Source organism: Paenibacillus sp. GCM10027626 (assembly GCF_042676285.1).
In the GTDB taxonomy this organism is placed as follows: Bacteria; Bacillota; Bacilli; order Paenibacillales; family Paenibacillaceae; genus Paenibacillus_Z.
In genome coordinates, this window is sequence record NZ_JBHTHC010000005.1 from 243258 (window position 1) to 256036 (window position 12779).

At 52.1% G+C, this 12779-nt stretch carries 14 protein-coding genes; 5 read left to right on the forward strand and 9 right to left on the reverse strand.

Annotation, left to right across the window (positions count from 1 at the left end):
- Positions 1-125: 125 nt before the first annotated feature.
- The 3 genes from ACFQ0N_RS12505 to ACFQ0N_RS12515 all read left to right on the forward strand — a co-directional run bounded on the left by ACFQ0N_RS12505 (position 126) and on the right by ACFQ0N_RS12515 (position 1733).
- On the forward strand, positions 126-365 hold the full coding sequence (locus tag ACFQ0N_RS12505) for a DUF362 domain-containing protein (RefSeq protein WP_379326435.1): 240 nt from the start codon (positions 126-128) through the stop codon (positions 363-365).
- A 240-nt stretch (positions 366-605) separates the two neighbouring features.
- Positions 606-1241: an iron-containing redox enzyme family protein gene (locus tag ACFQ0N_RS12510; protein ID WP_379326437.1), complete on the forward strand. Its 636-nt coding sequence runs from the start codon at positions 606-608 to the stop codon at positions 1239-1241.
- A gap of 42 nt (positions 1242-1283) precedes the next feature.
- A complete protein-coding gene (locus tag ACFQ0N_RS12515) occupies positions 1284-1733 on the forward strand; it encodes a hypothetical protein (protein ID WP_379326439.1) in 450 nt (149 codons plus the stop codon).
- Positions 1734-1832: 99 nt separating this feature from the next.
- Here ACFQ0N_RS12515 and ACFQ0N_RS12520 read toward each other — a convergent pair whose 3' ends face one another.
- The gene (locus ACFQ0N_RS12520) at positions 1833-2189 is read right to left on the reverse strand and encodes a HesB/IscA family protein (protein WP_379326441.1); all 357 of its coding nucleotides are present in this window, start codon (positions 2187-2189) and stop codon (positions 1833-1835) included.
- Positions 2179-2715, reverse strand: coding sequence for a riboflavin kinase (locus ACFQ0N_RS12525; protein WP_379326443.1), 537 nt, complete (start codon positions 2713-2715; stop codon positions 2179-2181). The genes ACFQ0N_RS12520 and ACFQ0N_RS12525 overlap by 11 nt, the downstream gene beginning before the upstream one ends.
- A gap of 146 nt (positions 2716-2861) precedes the next feature.
- On the opposite strand from ACFQ0N_RS12525, the gene ACFQ0N_RS12530 reads away from it, so the two are divergent.
- Both ACFQ0N_RS12530 and ACFQ0N_RS12535 read left to right on the forward strand, forming a co-directional pair.
- On the forward strand, positions 2862-3122 hold the full coding sequence (locus ACFQ0N_RS12530) for a DUF1450 domain-containing protein (protein ID WP_379326445.1): 261 nt from the start codon (positions 2862-2864) through the stop codon (positions 3120-3122).
- Positions 3123-3307: 185 nt separating this feature from the next.
- Complete coding sequence (locus ACFQ0N_RS12535; protein WP_379326447.1) at positions 3308-3520, forward strand: hypothetical protein; 213 nt, start codon at positions 3308-3310, stop codon at positions 3518-3520.
- Here the strand turns inward: ACFQ0N_RS12535 and ACFQ0N_RS12540 are convergent.
- The 7 genes from ACFQ0N_RS12540 to ACFQ0N_RS12570 form a co-directional block, all read right to left on the reverse strand.
- On the reverse strand, positions 3495-3704 hold the full coding sequence (locus ACFQ0N_RS12540) for a hypothetical protein (protein ID WP_379326449.1): 210 nt from the start codon (positions 3702-3704) through the stop codon (positions 3495-3497). The genes ACFQ0N_RS12535 and ACFQ0N_RS12540 overlap by 26 nt on opposite strands.
- A complete protein-coding gene (gene gpmA / locus ACFQ0N_RS12545) occupies positions 3704-4429 on the reverse strand; it encodes a 2,3-diphosphoglycerate-dependent phosphoglycerate mutase (RefSeq protein WP_379326451.1) in 726 nt (241 codons plus the stop codon). Before gpmA ends, ACFQ0N_RS12540 begins: the two co-directional genes overlap by 1 nt.
- Before the next feature lie 39 nt (positions 4430-4468).
- Positions 4469-5077, reverse strand: coding sequence for an HD domain-containing protein (locus tag ACFQ0N_RS12550; RefSeq protein WP_379326453.1), 609 nt, complete (start codon positions 5075-5077; stop codon positions 4469-4471).
- A 286-nt stretch (positions 5078-5363) separates the two neighbouring features.
- Positions 5364-8141 carry a DUF4855 domain-containing protein gene (locus ACFQ0N_RS12555; protein WP_379326455.1) on the reverse strand — a complete coding sequence of 926 codons (2778 nt, stop codon included), beginning with the start codon at positions 8139-8141 and terminating at the stop codon, positions 5364-5366.
- A gap of 100 nt (positions 8142-8241) precedes the next feature.
- Complete coding sequence (locus ACFQ0N_RS12560) at positions 8242-9162, reverse strand: carbohydrate ABC transporter permease (RefSeq protein WP_379326457.1); 921 nt, start codon at positions 9160-9162, stop codon at positions 8242-8244.
- 117 nt (positions 9163-9279) lie between these two features.
- The gene (locus ACFQ0N_RS12565) at positions 9280-10179 is read right to left on the reverse strand and encodes a carbohydrate ABC transporter permease (RefSeq protein ID WP_379326459.1); all 900 of its coding nucleotides are present in this window, start codon (positions 10177-10179) and stop codon (positions 9280-9282) included.
- Position 10180: 1 nt separating this feature from the next.
- Complete coding sequence (locus tag ACFQ0N_RS12570) at positions 10181-12772, reverse strand: DUF5696 domain-containing protein (RefSeq protein ID WP_379326461.1); 2592 nt, start codon at positions 12770-12772, stop codon at positions 10181-10183.
- Positions 12773-12779 lie beyond the last annotated feature (7 nt).

Here is a 12779-nt window from a genome sequence, read left to right on the forward strand (position 1 = left end):
AATGCTAATCAAGGCATTTTTTATGATGGACATGCATAAATGATAGATATAAGTTCAGTCCATCGTCGTCAAATTGCCGGATTGGATTAATGCAAGAGAACATCATTCGATAAGGATGTGAAGGTATGCCATTCGTTATTTTGGGCGCATGTATTGATGAGAAGGCAGCAGATTGTGTAGATGTATGTCCTGTAGATTGTATTGCAGAAGGTCCGGACCAATATTTCATAGACGTTGATACGTGCATTGATTGTGGCGCTTGTGAAGCTGCATGTCCTGTCGGAGCAGTCGTATGGGATGAAGACATGTCAGACGAGGATCGCGTCTACTTGGAGAAAGCCGCGCAGTTTTATCAGAACCGCTAATTAACCTGGATCCATACGCAAGAGTCAGCATCCGCCCCATCGCCGATTCCACCGCTGACTCGGTTTAGGCTATCAGGCCCATAGATGAGCAAAAGAGCCCAAAGAACAAATTGTGTCTTTGGACTCTTTTTATTTTGTTCAAATTAATTATGTATAAATTGTGAAATATTTTTGTAAGTATTCATTCCCATCCTCCTCCTGCCGATAATTGTAAGGTGAACCATAGAGAGGAGAGAATATATGACCATTGCAAATTCACAACTCGTAGTCGACAGTATTAGTTCCATCATCTCGTCAGAGCTTGCAAGAGTGAAGCGCGAAAATCCTTTCTTTCTTCACTTCCCGCAAGAAAAAGATCCTTCCTACTTTGTTTGGTGCAACAATTTGTATCATCTGTCCAAACATTTTGGTGAGCTGCTCAAGCTAAGATGGGAACGTTTCCCGGATGTAGATCACGATGTATTCTCCACTCACTACGAGGAAGAGAAGGATCATGCAGAGATGCTGCGCAAATGGATGATTGGCATCGGCCTCGACGACCCTGAGCTTCATCCTGCCAACTATGAAACCGAGCATTTCATCTCGCTGCAGTATCGCGCAGTTGCCGCTATGGACGAAAATCTTTCTCTGCTCATTATCAATTCTACGAGCGAAGGTTTCGCCCATGCCGTTTATTTGCATGCTCACGCTATTTTGCAGCGCACCGGCTTTACCGATCTGGAATATTGGGCGATTCACTGCGAAGCAGATGAGGAGCATAGCGATGTGTATCATTTAATTAAAGGTATGAGCGAACAACAACTAGATGAAGCCAAGCATCTTGTGCAATACACTTGCCATACGCTGGATGTCATGCTGGCCTCGTGGTTCAAATAACGATCATAACGAAACTTTCATACAATCTACTGAGGTGAACGCATGAGTACCGCGCTTAAAAGCAAATTCGTATCGCATATGGATACAAAAACACAAGTATTTTCCTGGCAAGTGCTTGATAACTTGACATCAGAGGATGCGCGAGCGGCTGCCGATATCATCGTCAACACGGTAAAAGCCAATTCTTCCTCCGTTAAAGTAAAGCTGCTTGTCGATAACCGCTTTATGGAACGCAACGGCAGGGCGATTGTTTTCACGCCGGAAGTGAACGAAATTTGGGAAGAAGCGCAGCGGGCGGTCTTCCCTCACGTCTCCCATATTGCAGTATTGTGCAGCAGTATTTTGATGAAAATGCAGATGGACCGGCTGTCGCGCAATTCCAATATTACGGATGTCAACCAATGCTTTTGGAACGAGCAGGATGAGGTTATGCTGAAGGAAGCTTTCGATTTCCTTGGCATTGATGCTAACCCGCTTGTTACAGCCCGCTAACCGCTAGCGGCTACGCAGAGGCTGCATGAACAAGAGGCTGTCCGGGAAGTTATAGATATAACTTTCGGCAGCCTCTTCGTTTTTTTGCCACAAAAGAAATCAGCACTTTTTCGGAGTCCCCTTATAGTTCGCAGTACGGAAGCTCGCGCCGCAGCCGCAGCTGAATTTTGCATTTGGATTATCCATCGTAAATCCTCCGGTCATGCCCTGCATCAAGAAATCCACCTTCAAGCCGTCAAGGTACGGCCCGCTGGCCTCGTCAACCACTACTTTGACGCCCCTCTGCTCAATTACCTGATCTCCTTCGGATATCGAGTCGTCAAATTTCATATTATAAGATAGGCCGCTGCAGCCGCCATCCTCTACCCCAATGCGCAAATACATATCCGCCATTTCATTTTGCTCCAGCATTTCATTAATTTTTTCCGCTGCCATGTCACTGATTTCAATTTTCATTTTTGCTCACCCCTATATTGTTAGGATTAATTTGACGCTGCAGCGGCAAACCGAATTTTTGCCGGGCCAGTTGCTCATCGGCATGCATCTGCTTTATGAGATCGTCCGTTGACGTAAAATGCAATTCATCGCGAATCTTTTCCAGAAAGGAGACTGTGAGCTGCTTGCCATATAAATTACCCGCATAATCAAGCAAGTAGGCTTCCACTTTGTACGAACGCCCGCCCACAGTCGGCCGGTAGCCTGCACTAATCAAACAATTCCAGTGAAAAATTCGCATATCGTCTGCCTGCTGCTCTTCCCATTCGACACTGCCCAAATATACGCCCGGCTTGGGATGAATAAAGTCGCCGCTCAATTCCAGATTAGCTGTCGGAAAGCCGAATTTGCGCCCCAGTTGGTTCCCGCTTACGATCCTGCCGCTCATACTGTACGCTCTGCCCAACAGTTGACCGGCAGTCTCCACCTCGCCCCGGGTAATCAGCTCCCGAATATGATCATGACTTACATGCTGTTTAACGGACATCCTGCCACTCCTCCGCATACATTTTATACTTTTATATTTAATATATATCCTTTCGATCAAAGCGTCAACAGGTTGGACATACTGATATTATTCGCGTAGCATATAGAGAGATATCCATCATCACGAAAAGAAGGAAGGTATCGCCGATGCTTCCACCAGGGTTAATTATTGTTGAGGTCTGCCAGCGCAATGCGATTAATTCTGCCGAACTGGAGCAGTTTGAACAGGATATGCCGGAAGTAACAGTAATGCGCATGGAATGTCTCAATCATTGCACGCTTTGCACTGTACAGCCGCATCTTCAGGTGAACGGCAAGCTCATCACTGCACGCACTGCAAAGCAATGCTTCGAGCGGGCCGGACAAGCGATCGAGAAGGAAGTTGCATTCTTCACTGGCGAGAAATGATCTTATAAATTTGTGGATTTTGCCTGGTTTTTGCGGCGATTTGGGAGACGATAGCGGAACCACGGTCCGGCAGACGGAAAAGGTGATCAAATGTTGCAGTTTGTGCAACAAAGCCACGGCGGGAAGCAAGCATGCCCCTGAATTATTGTACAAAATGCAATAATCTACCCCCTTAAGGGGGCCAAATGGCGATGATTGTTGCAGATCGTACAACATTTTGGGACAGTTCGCCTGAATCTGCTTCAATTGTTGCATTTTGTGCAACAATGCGCAGGCACTATGCCACGGTGCCCTCTGCCGCCGCGCGGCACATGAAAAAAGACCATCCCCTTGCAGCAACATATGCGCTGTCAGAGGATGGTCTTCACCGTTTCACGGTGTTCCAAACCAGAACATAAACATAAACACCAGAAGAATACAAACAAAGGTCACGACAAAGCTAATGATCACATTGACTAGAAACGGGCGCTCCTTGCCTCCGGAATCAGCATGCTGCCTCGCAACTTGCTCACTTAGCCAGGCCACTCTGGCTTCGAGAATAGCCACCCGCTCCTTCAGTTCCGCGGTCTCTTGCGTATCCATTATATTTTCTCCCGAATGTCGCCTGCAGGAAGCTCGCCTTCCATGCCGAGATAATAATGACGGATCGGTTTCAATTCATCATCCAGCTCGTAAACGAGCGGCACCCCCGTCGGAATGTTCAGCTCGACAACCCCGTCGGCTGGCAATTGGTCCAGATACTTGATGAGCGCCCGGATCGTGTTGCCGTGAGCGGAGATGATCACCTTTTTGTCCTCGCGGATCGCCGGGGCAATTTTCTCATTCCAGTAGTCCACCATACGCGCCTCAGTATCCAGCAGATTTTCGGTCAACGGCACCTTGACCCCTTTATACTTGGGGCTGCCGGCTTCATAACGCGCATCCTGCGGATCCAATGCCGGCGGTCTGATGTCGGCTGATCTCCGCCACACATGCACTTGATCGTCGCCATATTGTGCAGCCGTCTCCGCTTTATTCAATCCCTGCAAAGCGCCATAATGCCGCTCGTTGACCTTCCATGATTTCTCGATCGGAATCCACATCAGATCCATCTCATGCAGCGCAATCCACAGCGTGCGGATCGCCCGCTTCAATACCGATGTATATGCCTGATCAAATGTATAGCCATTCGCTTTCAGGATCCGTCCCGCTTGTCTTGCCTCTTCAAGCCCTTGCTCGGACAGATCGACATCTGTCCACCCTGTAAAACGATTCTCAAGATTCCATACACTTTGTCCGTGCCGGATCAGCACTATCTTATTAGTCATTGCCATAACCTCCTGATCGATAGCTAGTTGTCATTTCGTTTATTGCTCGGATTTCTTTTCCGCCAAAAAACCTTTTTGTACGGCGTCTTCGATAAAAGTTTGCGCATACTGCCACAATGCTTCCGATCCGTTCCCGATATGACGGTTGCGCGCGATCACCTGATCGCTGGTAATCCCATATTCTTTCCACGAATGGCCCTCTGTATAGTAATTTAGGAGCATCGGCGCGAGCCGGTCAATCGCTGCGGCAAATTGAGATTCCGGCGTCGCTCTCGCCTCGAACTCCTGCCACAGTTCCATCAATTCGCATCCCTGCTCTTCCGGCAAAATACCGAAAATGCGCTCAGCCGCGGCCAGTTCCCTGTCATATTTATCTTCATGACCAGCGTCGTCGTAAGCAAACGTATCTCCGGCATCGATCTCTACCAGGTCATGAACCAACACCATCTTGATCACCCGCAGCGGATCAATGCTCTTTGCATTCGCGTGCTCCAGCAGTACGACAGCCATCATCGCCAAATGCCAGGAATGCTCCGCATCATTCTCCTGCCGCGATCTATCGGTTATAATCGATTTCCGATAAATGCTTTTCATCTTGTCAATTTCCATAATAAAAGCAATCTGCTGCTGCAACCGTTCCAAATTCATTTGCAAAACCTCGCTCGCTTGTTATTTGTTCAATTGTTGACCGTCTGCAACATTCTGGTTTGTCTTATTTTACCACACTTCCGGCAAATAGTTACCCCGGAGGTTAAGAGGAAACTGCTTCGCCGTCCTTTGTCAGTATTATGTATAAAAACAAAAGCCATAGGTCACAGCGTGGAAATAACGCTGCGTCCATGGCTTTTTTTACGAATCATATGTTATCATGCATCATGACGCGGCAGATCAGGCCGTATGCCATCGAATTCTGAGCTCGCGCGGGAAATAAACATCAGTCCTTTTTGTTGTATTCGAATGAAATCTTAAGGGGAGCCGACATTCCCTCCGTAGAGAGATAGGCGTCGCAGGTTCCCTTCAGATTGCCGGTAAGCTTGATCGTAAATTGGAAACTCCCCGTTTCCGTGCTTGTCGTCCGGCCTTCATAGCGAACTTTCCCTTTCGAATCGAGCACTTTCAAATTCACTTCGGACTGGCTGCCGTTCATTACCAGACCGTCGATCGTCAATTTCTTCGCAGCGGCATCCACCGCGGCTCTTGCGCCGTCGATTGTTACCTCGCCGCCCCCCTCAAGGCCGTCAATGCCGAGAACTTCGATTTCATCAAGGAAGACCCAGGTGTTGACCGGGAATTCGACCTTGACATAGCGGGCGTACACTTTATCGGCTCCCGCTTTCCCCGGCACGCCGTCTGTTACCCCGCTCCATCTCACGAACTGGGCCGAGACAGCATCTTGTGCCGGTGGCGGAGAAACGGTTGCCAGCGTGCTCCAGGTTTGGCCGTTAGTTGAAACGGAAAAAGTAACGTTCTGAGGGAAATAGATGCCGGGTCCTTTATCTTGAAGAAAATGGGCTCTAATCAGCCCGATCGATTTGTTGCTGCCCAAATCAAATGTAATTGTGCGGCTTCGTTCCTCAGGGTAATCGCTTCCCGCATGGCCCTGCCACTGCTCGTTGCGGTAATCCGTCCCGCCGAATAGGCCGTTCGTAAGTTCGTTCCCGGAATCGGGATAGTTGCTGTTAGGCGGCCGTGAAATCGTATAGCTTTTGCCAAGAACCAGATTGCTAAGCCCCCAGCCGTCAGACCAGGTTTGAATGAGAACTTGGGCGTAGGTATCAAGCATCGTTGCTGCCGAGGCCGAAATCAGCCCTTGCGCTTGCACGGCCGGGTCGTGAATGTGCGCGAGAAAATCCTGCATATACGTTACGGCGTCCTTCGGCTTGTTTTGGTCCAGAAGAAGCTTGATGGTCTGCAAACGATACGACAACTCATTGCCAAAAACCGAATTGATTTCGTTCGATGCGACATAGCCCTGTACAAGCTCCGCCATCTTCTCCGGAGACGGACTGCTGTCAATGGCGTACGTTCCATTCAAATACTGGTACAGCCAGTCATACATTAAACGCAAACCCGGATCCTTGCTTACCCCTAAGTTGTATACTGCATTATTGCCTTGATAGTAAGCTCTGAAACCGTTTTGCATCAGCCCGGATCTGACACCGCTGTCCAAGTATTCGATAAAACGCTGGCGGAGTACGGGGTCTGTCAGCATCCCGTCATCAAATTCAACCTCGTTTCCCATCCCGAACCGCTTGGCATTATTCGCAGCATCTTCCAGACGGTCGGCATCCATTCCGCCAAAGAAGTAATTCGGCTGGTAAGCCGCGGCGTCCACGCCGACGTCTTTCCACATAAACATTTTGTAAGCCATAGAGTGCGGAATCCAGAAAACCTTCATGTTCATGGCGTGCACTTTTTCAGCCATCGCGCGAATCATGTCCGCTCCCGATTCGGATATCTCGATTTGTTCCGGCATCCAGTACATGCCGACAAGATCAAGATTGGAGTAGCTCGCGGCCTGCCATCTTTGCTGGACCTGATCCAGCCACCACTGCACCGCTTTTTCCCTGTTTTCAAACGCTTTTTCTTTGCCTGCGACGGACTCGTTAAAGTTTAAGGAACCACTGCCGTCAATATCGCCAAAATCGGTTAAGGATTCCCCAGGATTCGGAATCATTAACACAACCTTGACTTGGTGATCGGGCTGGTTCAGCTTGGCTCCGACTTCCTTGGCAGCCTCGTTCAACTGCTGCATATCCCCCGATGCCGCAAAGGTTTTATTCAAATACCAGTTCCAATCGTCCAGATTCGTTTGCCCAGTGCCGAAATCGCGGCCGGCAGGCGATGCAATCCCGAGATAGAGTACGCCGTCAAAAAGCCAATCGACCGGCTCGCCGTCTTTATTTACATAGCTAATGTTAGGGATAATCCGTTCCTTGTTCCAATCGCCCAAACCATTCGCGTATTGCCCGTTATACAGCAGATTTAGATTTCGGATACCAGCTGTAGCCTCCCCCGGCTCCAAAAAATGAGGCTGCTCGGCAGGAACCTTTACCGCACCTTCAACCTTGCCGTCCATACCCATGATTTCGATTTCGTCAATATATTCCGATAGCGAATGATGCATCGAAAATGCTACTTTAACGTAACGGGCATAAGCAAGCTTGCCATCCGTATTCCCGCTTTTGATTCCGTCCCGGCTGCCATCCCATTCAAAGGTCTCCTGTCTGGGCGGTCCTCCTCCCCAAAGCAGCTGCGTAGCGTTATGGGAAAGCAGCCCCCAATTTTCCTTATCGTCGGAGACATACATCGAAACCGACAGCGGCACGAGAATCGAGTTTGTCGGAAAATCTTGAAAAAAATGAGCGGTTATTTTCCCAACCGACTTTTCCTCCCCCAGATCAAATACGACTTCACGCGTTTGTCCGCGCAGATGTCCTACCCATGCCGGGTCATTCATATCCAATTCGCCGTATTTTCCGTCCGTAAGCTTGTATCCGTCATCGGGATGCGAAGCATCCGGCGCTTCAGACCATTCATACGGGAGACCTGCCGCGAGATTGCGGAAATTCGTCTGCTCCGCTGCCGATGGTGCCGCCGCCTGATTTGCGGCCGCAGCCGCAACAGGCGATGTCGCCTGCACCGCAGAAATCGGGGTTATCAGCAAAGCTGCTGCCATCAGGATCGATCCCCATTTTTTGTTCGTAATCATCTGATCAGCTCCTTTTTCTCTCGAGTATAAAAATACAAAAAACCTGTGCCCGCTGTTATTCGATTCCCAACCTGTACATCACCTCCTTAACGGCATTAAATCAGCCGACGATGCCGGAGCGTTCGATCCCTTCGACAAAATATTTTTGCAGGCATAAGTAGAAGATGACGAGAGGGATGATGACCAGCACAATGCCCGCATTAAGCCGAATGGAGGTCAGCATATATTCAGGCGTTTCGGCAGCCAGCAAACCGGGGAGCGAAGCAAGCTGCATCGACAGCACCTTCGTATCGGTCAAGTACATCGAAACGTAGAAGGCGTCGTTGTACTGCCAGACAAATGAGAACAGCACGACAGTAATGATCGCCGGCAGCGCATTCGGCAGCATCACCCGGTAAAAGGTTTTGAAGACGCCGGCGCCGTCCACGAGAGCGGCTTCCTCCAGCTCGCCGGGAAGCGAGCGGAAAAACTGTCTGAAAATATAAATGTATAGCCCGTTTTTAAGCCCCGTCGCCGTGATCGACGACAGGACAAACGGCCAGCGTGTATCAAGCAGATTGACGCCCTGCCGTCCGGTAAACAGCTCCACCAGCCCCAGCGGGTCAAAATACCGGAAATGCATGTACGTCGGAATCATAATCGTCTGGGGCGGGACGATGATCGTGAAGATGACCAATGCAAACAGTATACTCTGCCCCGGATACTTCAAACGGGCGAAGCCGTAGCCGGCCAGGGCGCAGGAAGCCGTCTGCAGGACAGCAGCCATCGCCGAGATGCCGACCGTGTTCAGCAGTGCGTCCAGATAGTGCATTTTGTCCAGCACGAACAGCAAGTTGTCGAAGGTGGCATGCTTCGGAAACCAAATGATCGTTTGATCGTAAATATCTTCTTTTCCCCGCAGGGCAAGTGAAACTTTCAGCAAAATCGGGTACAGAATGACATACCCGATCCCGATTACGAGGACTGTGCGGAACAACGCCCATGACCAAGCCTTGATTTTACTGGCGGCTGTTATAAGCATGATGCCCCTCCTCCCAATGTAGTGTAGCTGTGCAAGCTCCCTGCAAGCGAGTCCGCCCGGCAAATTCTGACGGCAGCCCGGACCCGGCGGCCAGCGCGTTCCATACGCTATGATGCGCTATGAATCGTAATAAAACGCCCGGCGCGAAATGACCGCCGCAAACAAACCGAGCAGCACCAGGATAACGCCGAAATAGATCCAGGACATCGCGGCGCTCAAGCCGAAATCGAACAGCTTGAACGACGTTTCTTTCAGCAGGCCGGCCATCTGGCTGTTCAGGAACGAATCGATGATCGTATAGATCACATTGGTCAAAATGAGCGGCGTCATCATCGGAAACGTAATTTTCCAGAAATTTTCGTAGCCTGTAGCTCCCTCGATTCGCGACGCCTCATACAGGGATGGAGGGATCGACTGCAGCCCGGCCAAAAAAATGATAATTTGCACGCCGGATGAACTGATGATGTCATAGATCCGCTCGACCGCATCCGCCAAATAATTGACGAGTCCCCGGTTCATTCCCATATCATAGAGAAAGCCTTTCAGCTCGAAGCTGCCAAGCCCGCTGAAACCGCCGCCCTCCGCAAGCGTTTGCCCGATCGCCTGTGACATGTAGTCGGCCCAGCCCAGGCTGGAGATGACTCCGGCCGACACGATGACCGGCAGGAAGAAAATCATGCGGGCGATGGAGCGGCCCCGGAATCTCTGGTTCAGCACAGTAGCGATAAACAGACTGAAAAAGATGATAAGCGGCACGTTCACGGCCATACCGATGACCGACTCGGTCAGCACGCGGTTGAACGCCGCATGGACGTAGAAGGCGTGCTTGTAATTTTCCCATCCCAAATATTCAAGCTCCAGACCGCTTTCCCCCAGCTTGAGCTCATGCAGGCTGAATTGAAAGGATTGCATCAGCGGAACAGCAAAGAGAAAAATGAATCCGATCAGCCACGGCAGGGTGAACAGCACGCCCATAAGCGCCCTCTTGCGCGGCAGGGTGAAACGGAGCAGACGCATGTCACTTCCCTCCTATCCGGTAACTTAGCGCACCGACGGTATAGCCGTCCGCGGAAATCGGTTTGTCGTTGTAATTGACCGTAAATGCCGTTCCATCCTCATATGTCGTCCGGTAAACTCCCTCGGCAAGCTGCTCATGCCGGGAGATGCACAGGTGCCGGACCGGCTTCATCGCCTCGTTCACTTCCTTGTAGGCCGCAGCCGCTTCCTTCAGCCAGTCGGCATAGCCGGCCGCGTACAGCTCGCGTGCTGTGGCAGACTTCAGCTCGGACGGCGCGCTGTATGTCCAGCGATAGTAAACGCTTGAGCCTGTCTCGATCGCCTTCAAAATATTTTTGCGGACAGACTGGTCGTCCGCCTGATTGAACGGCTGTCCGGCCAAATCCGCGTAGCCGTGAAGAACCATCTGATAAAAAGGGACTTGTTCATCCTCCAAATTAAAGCCGCTCGAAGCGGCAGGCGCATTCACGATCGTCTGCGCATACGGCAGCATATAGGCGTTTCCTCCGCTTGCCATCAGATCCGGAAATTCCGCAGACAGCTCCAAAAGCTGGGATTCGATGACCGCAGCGCTCTGCTGGCGGTCAACCGGCTTTTTCTGGTCGAAGTCGGAATAGAGCGCGTCGCCCAAATCCCGCAGTGAAAGCCCGCTGATGCCAAGCGTCTGCACTTCCTTGGCGAAGCTGCGGATAACGGCAGGCAGCCGAACGGGAGATAAAGGATAGTGGGAAAATGCTTCCCCGTCAAGAATAAAGCTCGGCATGTCAACAAGGTACACGCCCGCAGTCTTTTGCGACATATATTTGATCGCATCCCGGCCGGTCTTGAATCCGGGACCGCTCGCATAGACGTTCAGAAAGGCTGCGTCCGGATAGAACCCGAAGCCCTGGCCGCGCAGCGTCTGCGCGAACTCGGCAAACTTTGCGCGCCCGCCGATCCCTTCATCGACCGCGACCCGCGACGGATAACGATGATCAGCCCCGCCGTTAAACCAGCCCGTATAGCGGAGCTTGACGGCCGTAACCTGTTCCTCGCGCAAGGCGGCAAGCACCTCCAGCGCCTGATCAAGCGTTGTCAGCGGCACAACTGCGTCATACGGCACGCCCAGCATCGACTTTCGCGTCTCCAGGCTCCCGATAAGCTCCAGCATGAACGGGGTGTCTGCCGCCGGCTCCAGCCTCCGCAGCCCGCGGCGTTCGGCCAGATAATCGCGGTACAATGCCGCCATACCGGAGTAGTCGGCCTCGCCGCCTTCCAGAAAACCGTACCGGACGACGATGTCCCCGGCATACGGCGTTGTCTGGTGAACCGGATTCGTGCTGGTCGCCGTATTTCCGGCGATGATGATCTTATCCTTGCTCGCCAGCGTGAATGACGGGGCGATATAGTTATAGCCGTTCAGCCTGCCGGCGACGTCAGCCTTGATGGCAGCAACCGCATCGCCCTGTTCGATAATGCCGAGCCAGGCCGCATCTCCCGCCTTCAGCCCGAATACGGGCAGACGAACCGTCTCATGCTCCGCCAGCTTTTCCTCCTTGGTGATCGCTCCGTCCTCGCCATACACCGGAGCAAGAAAAGGCTGCTCGGCGGTTCGCCCGTTGTTCAGCCGTATGAGCGCTCCCGACCCGTCAGGGACGAACATATAGCCGGACTGCTGCGAATCGGCCGCCCCGAAAAACTCCAGCAGCGTTAAAGTATGCAGCGGCATCTTCCCCGTCTGCTTAATCGCTCCGGCATCGATGCGGACGGCCAACTGCTCCCCGTCCAGCTTGTATTCGACCGGAATGGAGAACTGGGGCCGTCCGGAGCCGGCTTCCGGCTCCAGGCCGTTTTCCTCGTTGTCGTAAGCAAGCTCCTCCTCCCCGTAGCCTATCTGCTCCAAAATGCCGTTCACAGCATCCACCGCCAGACTTGGCAAATCCCGCCGCGTATACACATCGCGGTCAGCCTCGTATTTGAACCGCTTTTTTATCTCGGCAACCGCCTGCTCATCCGTCAACCGGCCGATAATCCGCTCCTCAAAGCGGCTCCTGCTCAGCACTCGCGGTATAGACTCAATCCCGCGGACAACCTTACCGACCGTATAGGTCACCTTTACCCCGTTCTCGATCGGCTCTGCTTCAAACTGCCCGAGCGCAACGCTGTCCGCATAGCTGTCATATTCCTGCTCCTGGCCCGTATCCAGCAGATAGGACAGTGAAAACAGGGATGACAGCCGCTCTTTGTGACCTGCCGACGCGATCGGGTCCGCTTCGCGGCCCGCAGGGTTGGAGTACCACAGACGGCCGCTTTCCTTGTGCCTGACGGCAAACGCCGTCGTCTTCCGGTCCATGAACAGCGTCAGCCTGCCGTTCTCGGCCGCCTTCTCCATCCCGTCCGGCACGGCGCCCCGATCGGGAATCCAGGAAAGCGCGGACGACGAAGCGGCTGCCGCCAGCCGGCTTGCCCCGATACGGGCTTCCGCTTCTGCAATTACAGCCGCCGGGTCTTCCGGCGCAGACAGCGAAGACAGGAGAACGGCGGCCAGAAGCACAAGCGCCGAAGCTCCGGCCGCGACGACAGCCAGCAGCATCCAATGCCTCGTCATTCGCATCAAGCGC